This is a genomic window from Neisseria sp. P0009.S010, assembly GCF_051958545.1.
GTDB classification, from domain to species: domain Bacteria; phylum Pseudomonadota; class Gammaproteobacteria; order Burkholderiales; family Neisseriaceae; genus Neisseria; species Neisseria subflava_A.
Genome location: NZ_JBQCVH010000006.1, coordinates 60,158 through 76,449 on the forward strand (window position 1 = coordinate 60,158; position 16,292 = coordinate 76,449).

15 protein-coding genes and 1 tRNA gene are annotated in these 16,292 nt (G+C 51.1%); 11 read left to right on the forward strand and 5 right to left on the reverse strand.

Annotated elements, in window-relative coordinates; genetic code table 11:
* Nucleotides 1–175 precede the first annotated feature (175 nt).
* The 3 genes from ACTHSN_RS07720 to ACTHSN_RS07730 form a co-directional block, all read right to left on the reverse strand.
* Complete coding sequence (locus ACTHSN_RS07720; RefSeq protein ID WP_440365239.1) at nt 176–1,432, reverse strand: D-amino acid dehydrogenase; 1,257 nt, start codon at nt 1,430–1,432, stop codon at nt 176–178.
* A gap of 83 nt (nt 1,433–1,515) precedes the next feature.
* Nucleotides 1,516–2,907 carry an alanine/glycine:cation symporter family protein gene (locus ACTHSN_RS07725; RefSeq protein WP_070583787.1) on the reverse strand — a complete coding sequence of 464 codons (1,392 nt, stop codon included), beginning with the start codon at nt 2,905–2,907 and terminating at the stop codon, nt 1,516–1,518.
* Between the two features lie 370 nt (nt 2,908–3,277).
* Nucleotides 3,278–4,135 carry an ATP-grasp domain-containing protein gene (locus ACTHSN_RS07730; RefSeq protein ID WP_107811068.1) on the reverse strand — a complete coding sequence of 286 codons (858 nt, stop codon included), beginning with the start codon at nt 4,133–4,135 and terminating at the stop codon, nt 3,278–3,280.
* Between the two features lie 125 nt (nt 4,136–4,260).
* Here ACTHSN_RS07730 and ACTHSN_RS07735 point away from each other — a divergent pair, with 125 nt between their 5' ends.
* The 5 genes from ACTHSN_RS07735 (at nt 4,261) to ACTHSN_RS07755 (ending at nt 8,396) form a co-directional block, all read left to right on the forward strand.
* Nucleotides 4,261–5,496: an FAD-binding domain-containing protein gene (locus ACTHSN_RS07735; RefSeq protein ID WP_234396217.1), complete on the forward strand. Its 1,236-nt coding sequence runs from the start codon at nt 4,261–4,263 to the stop codon at nt 5,494–5,496.
* Nucleotides 5,497–5,643: 147 nt separating this feature from the next.
* Nucleotides 5,644–6,363, forward strand: a complete 720-nt coding sequence (gene minC / locus ACTHSN_RS07740; RefSeq protein WP_070461264.1) for a septum site-determining protein MinC — start codon at nt 5,644–5,646, stop codon at nt 6,361–6,363.
* A 26-nt stretch (nt 6,364–6,389) separates the two neighbouring features.
* Nucleotides 6,390–7,205: a septum site-determining protein MinD gene (minD, locus tag ACTHSN_RS07745; protein ID WP_070461265.1), complete on the forward strand. Its 816-nt coding sequence runs from the start codon at nt 6,390–6,392 to the stop codon at nt 7,203–7,205.
* A gap of 3 nt (nt 7,206–7,208) precedes the next feature.
* Nucleotides 7,209–7,472, forward strand: a complete 264-nt coding sequence (minE, locus tag ACTHSN_RS07750; protein WP_003680625.1) for a cell division topological specificity factor MinE — start codon at nt 7,209–7,211, stop codon at nt 7,470–7,472.
* A gap of 3 nt (nt 7,473–7,475) precedes the next feature.
* Entirely contained in the window at nt 7,476–8,396 is a 921-nt protein-coding gene (locus tag ACTHSN_RS07755) for a hydrogen peroxide-inducible genes activator (protein WP_049330768.1), read from the forward strand.
* A 63-nt stretch (nt 8,397–8,459) separates the two neighbouring features.
* On the opposite strand, the gene ACTHSN_RS07760 is transcribed toward ACTHSN_RS07755, so the two are convergent.
* Entirely contained in the window at nt 8,460–8,672 is a 213-nt protein-coding gene (locus ACTHSN_RS07760; protein ID WP_003684747.1) for a glycine zipper 2TM domain-containing protein, read from the reverse strand.
* A 254-nt stretch (nt 8,673–8,926) separates the two neighbouring features.
* Between ACTHSN_RS07760 and ACTHSN_RS07765 the strand changes: the two genes are divergently transcribed.
* Entirely contained in the window at nt 8,927–9,376 is a 450-nt protein-coding gene (locus ACTHSN_RS07765; RefSeq protein WP_036493576.1) for a CopD family copper resistance protein, read from the forward strand.
* A 33-nt stretch (nt 9,377–9,409) separates the two neighbouring features.
* Nucleotides 9,410–10,384 carry a TerC family protein gene (locus tag ACTHSN_RS07770; RefSeq protein WP_107811066.1) on the forward strand — a complete coding sequence of 325 codons (975 nt, stop codon included), beginning with the start codon at nt 9,410–9,412 and terminating at the stop codon, nt 10,382–10,384.
* A gap of 63 nt (nt 10,385–10,447) precedes the next feature.
* On the opposite strand, the gene ACTHSN_RS07775 is transcribed toward ACTHSN_RS07770, so the two are convergent.
* A complete protein-coding gene (locus ACTHSN_RS07775; protein ID WP_003749309.1) occupies nt 10,448–10,879 on the reverse strand; it encodes an Ag473 family lipoprotein in 432 nt (143 codons plus the stop codon).
* A 182-nt stretch (nt 10,880–11,061) separates the two neighbouring features.
* On the opposite strand from ACTHSN_RS07775, the gene ACTHSN_RS07780 reads away from it, so the two are divergent.
* From ACTHSN_RS07780 to ACTHSN_RS07795, 4 genes are all read left to right on the forward strand, one after another.
* Nucleotides 11,062–11,137, forward strand: a tRNA-Lys gene (locus ACTHSN_RS07780).
* A gap of 301 nt (nt 11,138–11,438) precedes the next feature.
* A complete protein-coding gene (aldA, locus tag ACTHSN_RS07785; protein WP_107769523.1) occupies nt 11,439–12,881 on the forward strand; it encodes an aldehyde dehydrogenase in 1,443 nt (480 codons plus the stop codon).
* A 170-nt stretch (nt 12,882–13,051) separates the two neighbouring features.
* Complete coding sequence (lysS, locus tag ACTHSN_RS07790) at nt 13,052–14,563, forward strand: lysine--tRNA ligase (RefSeq protein WP_070461269.1); 1,512 nt, start codon at nt 13,052–13,054, stop codon at nt 14,561–14,563.
* A 262-nt stretch (nt 14,564–14,825) separates the two neighbouring features.
* Nucleotides 14,826–16,250 (forward strand): alanine/glycine:cation symporter family protein, encoded by a 1,425-nt coding sequence (locus tag ACTHSN_RS07795; RefSeq protein ID WP_070461270.1) that lies wholly within the window; start codon nt 14,826–14,828, stop codon nt 16,248–16,250.
* Nucleotides 16,251–16,292: the final 42 nt, after the last annotated feature.

Here is a 16,292-nt window from a genome sequence, read left to right on the forward strand (position 1 = left end):
AACCTGCGCTAAAAGCTGGGACAGGTTCAGACTAACACTTTTTAATGCGCATGATAATAGTTATTATTTATTTTATTGATTGGATACATGGATTTTGAAACAAAAGGCCGTCTGAAAAATGATTTTCAGACGGCCTTTACATTTAAAATGCCGCTAAACCTTAGCGCTTTCCAGCTTAAGCCTGATAGCGCGACAGGCTCAAATCGTCGCTTCGGATTTCGGTGTCTTTGCCGCTCACGATATCGGCAGTTAATTTTGCCGAACCCAGCGACATGGTCCAGCCCAAAGTGCCGTGGCCGGTATTCAGGAATAGGTTTTCAAAGCGGGTACGCCCGATTAACGGCGTGCTGTCGGGCGTCATCGGTCTGAGGCCGCTCCAGAACAATGCTTGGTTCAAATCGCCGCCTTCGGGGAACAAGTCGTTGACGACCAAAGCCAAGGTTTCGCGGCGTTTTTCGGGCAGTTTGATTTCGTAGCCGGACAATTCCGCCATGCCGCCGACGCGGATTCTGTTATCAAAGCGCGTGATGGCGACTTTGTAGCTTTCATCCAAGACGGTGGACACCGGCGCGCCGTCTGAATTGGTGACCGGCAGGGTCAAGGAATAGCCTTTGACGGGATAAATCGGCAGATTGAGATCCAACTGCACCAACACAGTCCTGCTGAAGCAGCCGAGCGCGCAGACAACGGCATCTGCTTCAAACCGCCCTGTTTCGGTTTCAACGGCTTTGATGCGCAGCCCGTTGTGGTCGATGCGGCTGATGGTTTGGTTGAAGTGGAACTGTACGCCCTTTTCTTGACACAATTTGTATAGGTTTTCAGTGAAGAGGTGGCAGTCGCCGGTTGCGTCCGCAGGCAGGTGCAGGCCGCCGGCAATTTTTGCGGTAACGCGTGCCAGCGCAGGCTCAAACTCGGCGCATTCTTCGGGTTTCAGACGGCGGTACGGCACGCCGTAGCGTTCCAAAACGGCAATGTCTTGTTCTGCCGCTTCGACTTCTTTAGCCTGACGGAAAATCTGCAACGTCCCTTTTTTGCGCCCTTCAAAATTCATGCCGGTTTGCGCTTCAAAACGGCGGAACATTTCTCGGCTGTATTCAGAAATCCTGACCATGCGCTCTTTGTTGATTTGATAGCGCGCGGCCGTGCAGTTTTGCAGCATTTGCCACAGCCATTCGATTTGATACAGGCTGCCGTCAGGGCGAAACAGCAAAGGCGGATGGCTTTTAAACAGCCATTTCAGCGCTTTGGTCGGAATACCGGGAGCAGCCCACGGCGTGGTATAGCCGTAAGAAAGCTGGCCTGCATTGGCAAAACTGGTTTCCATCGCCACACCCTCGGCGCGGTCGATGACTGTTACTTCATGTCCTGCCTCTGCCAGATACCACGCGGAAGATACGCCGGCAACACCAGCACCTAAAACAAGCACTTTCATTTTTCTCCTCCTCTGACTTTTTTCCAAACAGACTTAATATACATCGGGCCGTCTGAATATTCAGATTCAGACGGCCTTGGACATTAATGCGGCAATTCGCCGTTTTTGATTTTTTGTTTGAAGTCGCGCGTTTCATTGACGATGACTTTCGCCATCAACAAAAGCGCAATCAGGTTGGGCAACGCCATCAAGCCGTTGAATGTGTCCGAAGCCAGCCACACCAAATCAAGGCTCAACACGGTTCCCAGCATAACCGAAGAAACATAACCAACGCGGTACAAACCGGCAAACTTCTCGCCGAAGACGTAAACCGCGCATTTCTCGCCGTAATAACACCAGCCGAGAATGGTTGAGTAGGCAAAGAAAATCAGGCCGATGGTGACAATCCAGCCGCCGATGCCGGGCAGCATTTTTTGGAAAGTGACGGTTGTCAGCGCCGCGCCGCTCAATTCAGGTTTCACAAACTCGCCGCCTGCGCCGAGCAGACCCATGACCAACACGATACCGGTAATCGAACAAACGACGATGGTGTCCAAAAACGTACCGGTCATGGAAACCAATGCCTGACGGACGGGGTGGTCGGTTTTCGCGGCGGCGGCGGCAATCGGCGCAGAACCCATGCCCGCTTCATTGGAGAACACACCGCGCGCCACGCCGTAGCGGATGACCGTACCGATGGCACCGCCAGCCACGGCTTGCGCGCTAAACGCATCGGAGAAAATCAGTTTGACGGCAGGCATCAGTGCGTCAGAATTCACGACAATAATGGAAATACCGCCCACTACATAAAACACTGCCATGGCAGGTACGATAAAGGACGCGGCTTTGGCAATGCCCTTAATGCCGCCCAAAAGCACAATGGCCGTTAATACAGTCAATATTACGCCGGTGTAGGCAGGTTCGACACCAAAGCTGGTTTGCACTGCCTGTGCAACCGAGTTGGACTGCACCGAGCTGCCGATACCGAAGGAAGCGAATGTGCCGAACAGTGCAAACGCAACGGCCATCCATTTCCAGTTTTTGCCCAAGCCTTTTTCGATGTAATACATCGGGCCGCCGGACATTTCACCTTTGGAATTGGTCACGCGGTATTTCACCGCCAACACGCCTTCGCCGTATTTGGTGGCCATGCCGAAAATGGCGGTCATCCACATCCAAAATACTGCGCCCGGGCCGCCGGTTACCACCGCAGTTGCCACACCGGCGATGTTACCCGTACCGATGGTGGCGGACAGCGCGGTCATCAACGCCGCAAAATGGGAAATATCGCCTTCGTGGTCTCCGCCGTCTTCATGCTTCTTTGACGGCACAAACGCCTGTTTCAGCGCATAACCCAACATGGTGAACTGCAAGCCTTTCAGCAAAACGGTCAGCAAAATGCCCGTACCGACCAGCAGCATCAACATAATAGGTCCCCAGACCCAGCCGCTGATGGTTTCGAAAAAGGCTTTGAGATTGTCTAAAAACAATTGCATGGCTTTCTCCTTTGTCTGTTTTATTTTTTTATGCACTACTTTTTGTAGTGTCATGTAATTTCAGCACAGAATATTCAATAAGACAATATCTTTCTTTTTAAAAAGATTTTTGAGGTTTTACCCTAAAAAGATATCTATTTAGACCGGTCAGATTGTTTACAATCCGCTAAAAATAAAGGCTGCGGCCGAGATAAAATGCCAAATGAAAGTTAATCAACCATTAATTAAGACTGCATCAATTAAAATGACACAATCGACAAATGGCACATTATTGAAAAATACAAACACGCAAATCTTGTTTTAAAAAGCTTCAGGCCGTCTGAAAGATGGTTTTCAGACGGCCTGAGGCTTTTTAATTATATTGATAAAATCAGGTTGATGAATGTTGCCCAAGCAACTGCACCAACACTCGGGCAAAACGTTCCGGAGCGCCTTCGCTGGTGTGCAAATACAGGGCGGGCTCGATAAGTTCCAATTCATTGAGCAGGAAGGTGTCGCCGACCAATGTACCATCCACTCGGGCGTAAACCGGCATTTGTGGCAAGGCAGCCAGTACGTCTTGCGCGGCACGGACGGCAAACTCGGGCGGCTCAATACCGAACACCGACACGCCATAGGCCGAGTTGGCACGCCATTCACCTTGTGGCGGCTGACGGCGCACGGCATGGCTGAATATGCCGTTGAAAAACACTAGCGAGGTTTCACCCGCCGTTTCGATTTCGCGGATATAAGGTTGAACAATCATACCTTGCGGATAATCCGCCATATCCACGTCCAATGCCTCCGCACAAACTTTAACCACGCCTTTGCCGCTCTGCCCGAATGCCGGCTTGATGACCGCTTCCGTCCAGCCCTGTTGGTTCAGGATGTCGGCCAATTCGGTTTTTTGCAGCGGAACGAACACGCTGGGAATCACTTGCGCGCCGCGCGCCGCCAAATCGCACAAATAAGTCTTTTCCATATTCCAAGCCATCAACTCGGGCGGATTGATAAAACACTGCCCCGCCCGCTCGGCTTGTTCCAGCCATTGGCGGAAGGCTTCGGGTTCGGCGGCATAATCCCATGCGCACAAAGGCAGTAAAAACGGCACGGACGGATGGTTTTGCCACGCATCAAATACGGTTTTCACGCCCATGCTTTCCAAGCATGCCGCCAATGTTTTCAGGTTGTCTGATGGTTCGGGATAAGTTTGGCAGGTAATGAGTGCCAAAACGGTTTGCTCGGTCATGGTTGCCGCCTCATTGCTAAAACCAAAATTATATAGCGAAATCAAACCAAAAGATTTTTCAGACGGCCTGATACATGAGGCCGATTCTGATAAAATGGTTTCCCCTTTTTCGTCGGAACATGCTCATGAAATCTGCTCACGTCCTTGTCTGGTTCCGCCGCAACCTCCGCCTGCACGACAATGCCGCGCTTAATGCCGCCGTTGCAAGCGGTTTGCCCATCACCTGCGTCTGGGTCAGCCAAAGACCGTCTGAAAACCACAATCCGCGTCAAAGCCTGTTCCATTATCAAGCCGCACAAGAGCTGCATACCCGTCTGGCGGCGCACTATATTCCTTTATATGTCGTCGCTTCCGACGAAGACCTCCTCCCCTTGGCCGCTTCGCTCAATGCCCATACCGTCATCACAGACGAAGCCTACACCGAAGCCGAAATCCGCCAAGACAACCACCTCTGGCACAATCTCGACCGCACAGGCATTCCCCTGCAACACGCCACCGACCGCGGCATTTTGGCCAAATCCCCCCTCATGGATGCCAACGGCCTGCCCTACACCGATTTTGCCGCCTATAAACAAGCATGGTTGCAGGCTTATTCAGGACAAAGGCCGTCTGACACCGAATTGCCTGTTCAAACCGGACAAAACGTTCCACTGTTTCCAGCCCATACCGGAGCAATATTGCCTGCCTATCAGCAGGGCGGCGAAACCGCAGCCTTAACGCAATGGCACGCGTTCAAACAGAATTTGGTTCACTACCCGATTACCCAAAATTTTCCGGCACGAAAAAACACCAGCCTCCTCAATGCCTACCTGTCCGCAGGCTGCATTTCACCGCGCCTACTGGCTGCTGAAGGCTTGGCAAACCGACATTTCGAGTGGCTGGACAAGCTTATTTTCCGCGACTACTGCTACCAGCTCGCCTACCACCGCCGCCTGCCCGAAACAACCGATGCTGCTCCGGTACGCGAATACTGGCGACACGGCCAAACCGGCGTGCCCATCATCGACGCCGCCATCCGCGGCCTCGAAGCCACCGGCCACTTACACCCCGTTCTCCAGCAGCTGTGCGCCCACTATTTCTGCCATGCGCTCAACTTCGACCCCAACCAAGGCATCGCATGGACAGCTTCCGTCCAAACCGGCACCGACCCCGCGCTCAACCAAGCCAACTGGCACCTCACCGCACAAGACACGGCCACCGTCCGCTATGCCCATCGTTCACATCAAATCGATCCCGACGGCAGCTACATCCGCAGTTATCTCCCCGAATTGGCGCACCTGCCGTCCACCCTCATCCACACGCCGTGGGCTGCCGCCGATGACATCGACACACACGGCTACCCCTTCCCCAAGGCCGTCTGAAACCTACGTTCACACCAAAAAACCACACTAAATACAGCTGAAAAACGTTCAAACAAAATATTTTGGTTTCAGACGGCCAAACAGATTGAATAGCCAAGATTTACACGGTAAACTTACGTCATTAAAAAATTTTATTATTTCATTACAATGAAACCCGCATTCGACATAAAAACGTCACGTTTGGACGTCTTATCCATCCATCTGCACACCGCAGATCTAACCGAATTGGAAGAATTCCTGCGCCAACTGGCAGGCCAATCCCAAGACGAATTCGTTCCCTTCATTTTAGACGTACAAGATTTCGACCATCCCGAATCCATCGATTTGGGCGGCATGATTTCCCTGTTTGCCCGTTACGGTATGCAAATTTTAGGGCTGCACCACACCAGCGACACATGGGCGGCAGCGGCAGCGCGTTACCACTTGGTCTTCAAACAAGGCAACTCCAACCAGGCAGCCGACACACAGGCAGCACCTACTCCTCGCCAAGCACCGCAGCCGCAAGACGTACAAGCGACCGTTATCAACAATCCGACCGTATTGGTCAGCACGCCCGTGCGTACCGGCCAGCAGGTTTACGCTGAAAACGGCGACCTCATCGTTACCGGCATCGTCAGCCAAGGTGCGGAACTTATCGCCGACGGCAACATCCATATTTACGCCCCCATGCGCGGCAGAGCGTTGGCCGGTGCAAAAGGCAATACCAACGCACGCATCTTTATCCATTCCATGCAGGCCGAATTAGTCTCCGTTGCCGGCATCTACCGCAACTTCGAGCAAGACCTGCCCGAGCATCTGCACAAAAAACCCGTACAAGTATCATTGCAAGACAACCGACTGGTTATCAGCGCAATCGACGCCGAATAAACATCAGTACTTAAAAAGGAAATATCGTGTCCAAAATCATCGTAGTAACTTCAGGTAAAGGCGGCGTAGGCAAGACCACTACCAGCGCCAGCATCGCAACCGGCCTGGCCCTGCGCGGCCACAAAACTGCCGTGATCGACTTCGACGTCGGTTTGCGCAACCTTGACCTGATTATGGGTTGCGAACGCCGCGTCGTATACGACCTCATCAACGTCATCCACGGCGAAGCGACTCTCAACCAAGCCCTGATTAAAGACAAAAACTGCGAAAACCTCTACATCCTGCCTGCATCGCAAACCCGCGATAAAGACGCACTGACCCGCGAAGGCGTGGACAACGTGATGAAAGAGCTGGCCAGCAAAAAAATGGGCTTCGAATTCATCATCTGCGACTCCCCTGCCGGTATCGAACAAGGTGCGCTGATGGCGCTCTACTTTGCCGACGAAGCCATCATTACCACTAACCCGGAAGTATCCAGCGTCCGCGACTCCGACCGTATCTTGGGCATTTTGCAAAGCAAATCCCGCAAAGCCGAACAAGGTAGTACTGTTAAAGAGCACCTGCTGATTACCCGCTACTCCCCTGAGCGCGTGGCTAAAGGCGAAATGCTGTCTGTACAAGACATCTGCGATATCTTGCGTATTCCGTTGATCGGTGTGATTCCTGAATCACAAAACGTTCTGCAAGCTTCCAACGCCGGCGAACCTGTCATTCACCAAGACAATGCTGCAGCAGCAGAAGCCTACAAGGACGTTATCGCCCGCCTCTTGGGTGAAAACCGCGAAATGCGTTTCCTCGAAGCTGAGAAGAAAAGCTTCTTAAAACGACTGTTCGGAGGTTAATACATGTCACTGCTCGATATGCTGTTCGGCAGAAAGCCGAAAACCGCCACAGTCGCGCGCGACCGCCTGCAAATCATCATCGCGCAAGAGCGCGCACAAGAAGGCCAAGCTCCGGACTATCTGCCGACTCTGCGTAAAGAGTTGTTGGAAGTCCTGTCCAAATACGTCAACGTATCATTGGACGACATCCGCATCTCCCAAGAGAAACAAGACGGCTTGGACGTTCTTGAGCTGAACATCACCCTACCGGAACAAAAAAAGGCTTAACACATGACCTTGACCGAATTGCGTTACATCGTAGCCGTCGCACAAGAACGTCACTTCGGACGTGCCGCACGACGCTGCTTTGTCAGCCAGCCCACCCTCTCCATCGCCATCAAAAAGCTGGAGGAAGAGCTGTCGGTATCCCTGTTCGACCGTAGCAGCAACGACATCATCACGACCGAAGCAGGCGAGCGTATTGTCGCCCAAGCCCGCCGGGTTCTGGAAGAAGCAGAACTCATCAAGCACCTTGCCAATGAAGAGCAAAACGAATTGGAAGGCGCATTCAAACTCGGCCTGATTTTCACCGTTGCCCCCTACCTTCTGCCCAAGCTTATTACCGCGCTGCGTGAAACCGCACCGAAAATGCCGCTGATGCTGGAAGAGAACTATACCCACATCCTGACCGAGTCGCTCAAACGCGGCGATGTCGATGCAATCGTCGTTGCCGAACCGTTCCAAGAGCCGGGCATCGTGACCGAGCCTCTGTATGACGAACCTTTCTTCGTCATTGTTCCCAAAGGCCATCACTTTGAAGAACTCGATGCCGTTACGCCTCAGCTTTTAGGCGAAGAACAAGTGTTGCTGCTGTCCGAAGGCAACTGTATGCGCGACCAAGTGTTGGCAAGCTGTTCCGAATTGGCTTCCAAGCAAAAAATCCAGGGCTTGACCAATACCCTGCAAGGCAGCTCCATCAACACCATCCGCCACATGGTTGCCAGCGGCCTGGCCATCAGCGTCATGCCGGCTACCGCATTGACCGAAAACGACCACATGCTTTTCAGCATTATCCCGTTTGAAGGCACTGCACCGCACCGCCGTGTCGTTTTGGCCTATCGCCGCAACTTTGTCCGACCGAAAGCACTGACTGCTTTGCGCACTGCCATTTTGCAATCGCAACTGACCGGTGTAACCTTCGTCAACGAATAAACCACAAAACAAAAGGCCGTCTGAACATTCAGACGGCCTTTTTATTTTAAACCGAATAAAGGATTAGTAGCGGGTATGAACTTGACTGCCAATAACACCACCCAAAGCCGCGCCACCCAAGGTAGAGCCGGTATCGCCACCAATCAAATTACCTGCCACGCCGCCCAATACCGCACCAGCAGCAGTGTTGCGTTGGGTTTGAGTCATATTGGCACACGCGCCCAAAGAAGCGGCCAGCATGATCAAGGTCACAGTTTTTGCAAAAGTTTTCTTCATGGTTTGATTCTCCATCAGGGGTTAAGCTTTATATGGAATAGTATGGCACAACCTTTCATTAATATATTTTCTGATAAGTAAAGACAGATTAAACTAAGATAACGCTCTTGATGAACGGTTAAATGCAAAAACAAACGGCAATTCCAAAAGAATATTTATAAATTTTAATATATTTGGCATAAAATTGCGCATACATCAACCGCATTCGGTAGTGATACAATGACGACTTGTCTGAATTACCGGAAACACCCGTCATGAGTATCTACGCACTGGCACACATCATCCACGTTTATTGCGCGATTGCCTTTGTCGGCGGCGTATTTTTCGAAATGCTGGTCCTCTCCGTTTTACACACCGGCCGCGTTTCGCGTGAATCGCGCCGCGAAGTCGAACGTGCCATGTCCTATCGTGCCGTCCGCGTAATGCCGCCTGTCGTCATTACCCTGTTCATCAGCGGCATCGTGATGGTATACAACCGCTACCTGCCGATACTGCACCACCCATTCGACAGCTCCTTCGGCATCATGCTGAGCATCAAAATCCTGTTGGCAGTAAGCGTTTTGGTACATTTTGCCATCGCCGTCGTCAAAATGGCACGGCATACCCTCACCGTCGGCTGGTCGAAATACATACACGCCGTCGTATTCAGCCATATGCTGTTTATCGTCTTTTTTGCCAAGGCGATGTTCTACCTGTCTTGGTAAACCTTACCCATACCCCACACACAAGGATTGTTTATGACCCAATACCCGTCCGTCGGCTCGCCGATGTTTTACGGCATCTTCTTTATTGCCGTCTTAATCATGATCGCCATCGATATGGTATCGCTGAAAAAAAACGGCGCCCACAAAGTCAGCATTAAAGAAGCCCTCGCCTGGAGCGGCATTTGGGTGGCCGTATCCTGCGCATTTGCAGGCTGGCTCTATTTTGAACTGGCGGGCAACCCGACTTATGGGGCCGTTGTCGCCAAAGAAAAAGTCCTCGAATTCTTCACCGGCTATGTGCTTGAAAAATCCCTTGCCGTCGATAACATCTTCGTTTTCCTGATGATTTTCGGCTATTTCAAAGTCGAACCCAAATTCCAACACCGCGTCCTGCTCTATGGCGTATTCGGCGCCATCGTCCTGCGCGCCATCATGATTTTCATCGGCGCGGCACTGGTACAGCAATTCGAATGGATTCTCTACCTTTTCGGCGCATTTCTGCTCTATACCGGCATCCACATGATGAAACCCGAATCGGAAGAAGAGGAAGACCTTTCCCAAAACAAAATCCTGACCCTGCTCAAAAAAGTCATCCCGACCAGCCCACAGTTTGACGGTGAAAAATTCTTTACCCTTGAAAACGGCAAACGCATCGCTACGCCGCTTTTACTGGTATTGATTATGATCGAATTGAGCGACGTCATCTTCGCCGTGGACAGCATTCCCGCTATTTTTGCCGTCACCACCGACCCGTTCATCGTCCTTACCTCCAACATTTTTGCCATCTTAGGCCTGCGCGCCATGTACTTTTTGCTGGCGGATTTTGCCGAACGCTTTATTTTCCTCAAATACGGCTTGGCTTTCGTGTTGAGCTTTATCGGTATCAAGATGTTGATTATGCACTGGGTGCATATCCCGATTTCCATTTCCCTGTCCGTCGTCTTCGGCGCACTGGGTGCATCCATCCTGACTTCTTTGGTGTACACGCGTCAGCAAGAGAAAAAATAATCTGCCGATATAAAAAGGCCGTCTGAACATTTCAGACGGCCTTTTCAAATATCAAACACCAGCTTATTTAGCAGCGTCTTTCAATTTATCGGCAGCTTCTTGAGTCGCATCGGCTGCTTTACCCAAAGCATCTTTAGCCGCATCTTTGGCAGCATCTTTAGCTTCACCCACAGCAGCTTTTGCATCGTCCAAGGCTTTGTCGCTGGCTTCTTTAGCACCATCGATGGCTTTACCGGTAGTTTCTTTAGCATCGGAAATTGCTTTCTCCGCAGTTTCCTTCGCATCGGCACCGGCTTCTTTAGCGTCAGAAACAGCCTGTTCAGCAGCGCCTTTAGCTTCGGAAGCAGCAGCATCGGCAGCAGAAGCCGCGTGTTCGGCAGCAGCGTTCACATCAGAAGCAACGGCAGAAGCCGCTTCTTGAGTTTCCTGTTTCGCCTCTTGAGAACAAGCAGCCAAACCAGCCACCATCATCGCAGCAATCAATAATTTTTTCATGTTGTATATCCTTTGGTCTAAAAAATATCCATCAGAACTGACAGATTAGAAAATCATAACATAATTAATACTCGAAAAAGGGAGAATTAACGCCAAATAACAGCTGGTTTACGTTTTTTGAAAAAAATTTCAAAAAAACAGTTGACGAAAAGAAACAATCTCCCTATAATGCACAGCTTATCGGGTCGTTAGCTCAGTCGGTAGAGCAGCGGACTTTTAATCCGTTGGTCGAGCGTTCGAATCGCTCACGACCCACCAAAATATGAAAACCTGCCTTGAAAAAAGCAGGTTTTTTTATATTCTCCATCAAGCCTTTCTTCACTCAATACCTCCCTTATTATCAACATCAAGAATATTCGAGCTTTGTCACAATGCTGTTATAGATGTAACTGAAAGCATCACAAACCTCTTAAATCAATCAAACCCAACTCCCCACACATCATATTTTTCTAAAAACTTCCAAATACCTACCATCAACCCACGCTAAATCCTCTTGTATGCCAGACAATTTAGGCATAGACTAAAACTACATCCAACTACAACAACAGGAGAAGGTTTGATGAAACAACTGTCTATGTATATCAACGGCCGCTTTGAAACCGACTTTAACGGTACATGGCGTGATGTATTGAATCCGGCAACCGAAGAAGTCATCGCGCGTGAGCCTAAAGGCGGAAAAGCCGATGTTGATCGTGCCGTTGCCGCGGCCAGAGATGCGCAAACTGCATGGGAGCGTTTGCCTGCCGTTGAACGCGGCGCATACCTGCGCAAAATCGCCCAAGGCATCCGCGAACGTGCCGACGAGCTGACCGACACTATTGTTGCTGAAGGCGGCAAAACCAAAGACTTGGCACGCATAGAAGTCATGTTCACTGCCGACTATCTCGATTATCAAGCCGAATGGGCGCGCCGTTATGAAGGCGAAATCATCCAAAGCGACCGCCCGCGCGAAAATATTTTATTGTTCAAACGTCCTTTGGGCGTAATCGCCGGCATTTTGCCGTGGAACTTCCCATTCTTCCTGATTGCCCGAAAAATGGGCCCGGCTTTGGTAACAGGCAATACTATCGTCGTCAAACCAAGCAGCGTTACCCCGATTAACTGCCACATTTTTGCTGAAATCGTTCACGCTTCAGGCTTACCGGCCGGCGTATTCAACGTCGTCAACGGCCCTGGCGCAGAAATAGGCAATGCCTTGGCATCGCATCCGCAAGTCGATATGGTCAGCCTGACCGGTTCTGTCGATGCAGGCCGCCAAGTAATGGAAGCCGCCGCCACCAACATTACCAAAGTCTCACTGGAACTGGGCGGCAAAGCCCCTGCCATCGTTTTGAAAGACGCGGATTTGGACTTGGCAGTGAAATCCATCTTGGCTTCACGCGTGGGCAATACCGGCCAAATCTGTAACTGCGCCGAACGCGTATATGTCCACAGCAGCCTGAAAGACGCATTTATCGAAAAAATGACCGCCGCAATGAAAGGCGTGCGCTACGGCAACCCGGCCGAAGCCGAGCCAGGCGCACTGGAAATGGGCCCGTTGATTGAAGAGCGCGCCGTCAAAGCCGTTTCCGAGAAAGTCGAACGCGCCGTCAAACAAGGGGCGACACTAGTCTGCGGCGGCAAACGTGCCGATGGCAAAGGCTACTTCTTTGAACCTACCCTGCTGACCGATACCGACAACAGCATGGACATCATGAAGGAAGAAACCTTCGGCCCAGTCCTGCCGGTTGCCACTTTCGACACGCTCGACCAAGTCATAGCCTTGGCAAACGACAGCGAATTCGGCCTGACCAGCTCCGTCTATACCACCAATCTGAATGAAGCGTTTTATGTAACCCGCCGTCTGCGTTTCGGCGAAACCTACATCAACCGCGAAAACTTCGAAGCCATGCAGGGCTTCCATGCCGGTTGGAAAAAATCAGGTATCGGCGGCGCGGACGGTAAACACGGTTTGGAAGAATATCTGCAAACCCAAGTCGTTTATTTGGAAACCAATATCTAACTGCCCTTCATAAAACAAAAGGCCGTCTGAAACCGATTTTTCAGGTTTCAGACGGCCTTTCTGCCTTTATAGAAAAAAACACCGACATCGCGTAAAATAGAGCCAATTTTTCACTTTATTCAGGCCGTCTGAAAACTCCGACAGCCTGACTCATTTTTCCGGAAAACACCATGAGCGAACAAAACAATCCTCAAATCGAGCCGCAGTTGGACGAAAACCAAATCATCGCCCTGCGCCGCGAGAAACTGCACAACATCCGTAAAGAACGCAATGCCTACCCTAACGATTTCAAACGCGACAGCTTTGCCGCCGACCTGCACACCCAATACGGTGAAATCAGCAAAGAAGAACTCGACCCGCAAGGCATTCCCGTCAAAGTGGCCGGCCGTATGATGCTCAAACGTCAAATGGGCAAAGCCAGCTTCGCCACCATTCAAGACGTTACCGGTCAAATCCAGCTTTATTTGAATAACAAAGGCGTGAGCCAAGAAGTTTTGGACGACTTCAACCACTGGGACTTAGGCGACATCATCGGTGCGGAAGGTACTTTGTTCAAAACCAACCACGGCGAATTGACCGTGCGCGTGTCCAACATCCGCCTGCTGTCCAAATCCCTGCGCCCGCTACCCGACAAACACAAAGGTTTGAGCGATCAGGAAACCAAATACCGTCAACGCTACGTCGATTTGATTGCCAACGAAGAATCGCGCAATACCTTCATCAAACGCAGCCAAATCATCCAATCCGTGCGCAATTTCATGGTTAACGAGCATTATTTGGAAGTTGAAACCCCAATGATGCACCCGATTCCTGGCGGTGCGACGGCAAAACCGTTCGTTACTCACCACAATGCCTTGGACATTCCACTCTACCTGCGCATCGCTCCCGAGCTGTATCTAAAACGCTTGGTTGTCGGCGGCTTGGAACGCGTGTTTGAAATCAACCGCAGCTTCCGCAACGAAGGCATGTCCGTACGCCACAACCCTGAATTCACCATGATCGAATTCTACGAAGCCTTCTCCGACTACGAACGCATGATGCAAATGGCGGAAGACATCATCCGCAACGCTTCCCGCGCGGTAAACGGTACGGCAAAAATCAGCTACAACGGCAAAGAAGTCGATTTGGAAAGCCCGTTTGAACGCCTGACCATTCTCGGTGCCATCAAGAAATACAATCCGCACTACACCGATGAGCAGTTGAACGATGAAGAATGGCTGAAAAAAGAAATCGTCAAACACGGCGAAAGCCTGCCTCCGTCTCCGGGTATCGGCAGCCTGCAACTTGCCCTGTTTGAAGGTTGCGCCGAGGGCAAACTGTGGAACCCGACTTTCATCATCGACTACCCTGTCGAAGTGTCGCCATTGGCACGCGCATCCGACAGCAAACCGGGTTTGACCGAGCGCTTCGAGCTTTTCGTTGTCGGCCGCGAACTGGCAAACGGTTACTCTGAGTTGAACGATCCGGAAGACCAAGCCGAACGCTTCAAAGCGCAAGTGGCGCAAAAAGACGCCGGCGACGATGAAGCCATGCACTATGATGCCGACTACATCCGCGCCATGGAGTTCGGTTTACCGCCGACCGGCGGCTGCGGCATCGGTATCGACCGCTTGGTCATGTTGCTGACCGATTCGCAAACCATCCGCGACGTGATTCTGTTCCCACAAATGCGTCCCGAATAACGCATTGAAATAAAATCAAGGCCGTCTGAAAACAAGACTCTGTTTTCAGACGGCCTTTTTGTTCAAATATGTAAAACGGAAGAGTTTAAATCGATAAATTCTTTACACCATAATAATAAAATTACATGATAATCAAAAAGATAATATAAAAAAGAATATGTAAACGTTTTTCAGTTTGTTGACAGTCTGCTAGAATACATCCAGTTACAGACAGCCTCCACACACAGGCCGTCTGAAAATGCAGAAACTCTGAAAGGTTTGTATGGATCAATTTTTCGAACAGCTTCACGGCTGGATAAACGCCATCAACGACCCAATGTGGTCGGGGTTGGTATATATGCTTTTAGGCGCAGGCCTCTTTTTCACCGTTACCACCGGTTTTGTACAATTCCGCCTCTTCGGCCGCAGTATCAAAGAAATGCTGAGTGGCCGCAAACAAGGTGATGATCCGCACGGAATCACACCGTTCCAAGCATTCGTTACCGGCTTGGCCAGCCGCGTAGGCGTGGGCAACATCGCCGGCGTGGCGATTGCCATCAAACTCGGCGGGCCGGGCGCGGTATTCTGGATGTGGGTAACCGCCTTAATCGGCATGAGTTCGGCGTTTGTCGAATCTTCACTGGCCCAACTCTTTAAAGTCCGGGACTACGACAACCACCACTTCCGCGGCGGTCCTGCCTACTACATAACTCAAGGCCTGGGACAAAAATGGCTGGGCGTTTTGTTCGCCCTAAGCCTGATTTTCTGTTTCGGCTTTGTATTTGAAGCCGTACAGACCAATACCATCGCCGATACCACCAAAGCGGCATGGGGCTGGGATCAACACTATGTCGGTGTCGCCCTAGTCATTCTGACTGCCCCGATTATCTTCGGCGGTATCCGCCGCGTATCTAAAGCCGCGGAAATCATCGTTCCACTGATGGCGGTTTTATATCTCGTCATAGCACTCTTCATCATTGCTACCAATATTTCCCTGATTCCTGACGTGTTCGGTCAGATTTTCTCCAACGCGTTCAACTTCGATTCGGCTGCAGGCGGTTTCCTCGGCGGTCTGATTTCGACCACCATGATGCAGGGTATCAAACGCGGCCTGTATTCCAATGAGGCGGGTATGGGTTCCGCGCCGAATGCCGCCGCCGCTGCCGAAGTGAAACACCCCGTCTCCCAAGGCATGATTCAAATGCTGGGCGTTTTCGTCGATACCATCATCGTCTGCTCATGCACCGCCTTTATCGTCTTGACCTATCAGCAGCCTTACGGCGACCTGAGCGGTGCGGCGTTGACGCAGGCAGCGATTGTCAGCCAAGTGGGTCAATGGGGCGCGGGCTTCCTTGCCGTCATCCTGTTTATGTTTGCCTTTTCAACCGTTATCGGTAACTATGCCTATGCCGAGTCCAACGTCCAATTCATCAAGAGCCATTGGCTGGTTACCGCCGTTTTCCGTATGCTGGTTTTGGCATGGGTCTACTTCGGCGCAGTTGCCAACGTACCCTTGGTATGGGATATGGCAGACATGGCCATGGGCATCATGGCATGGATTAACCTCGTCGCCATCCTGCTCCTGTCCCCACTTGCCTTCCTGCTGTTGAAAGACTACACAGCCAAGCTGAAAATGGGTAAAGACCCAGAGTTCAAACTCTCTGAACACCCAGGCTTGAAACGCAAAATCAAATCCGATATCTGGTAAAACCAAAGGCCGTCTGAAATTTCAGACGGCCTTTTTAATCCC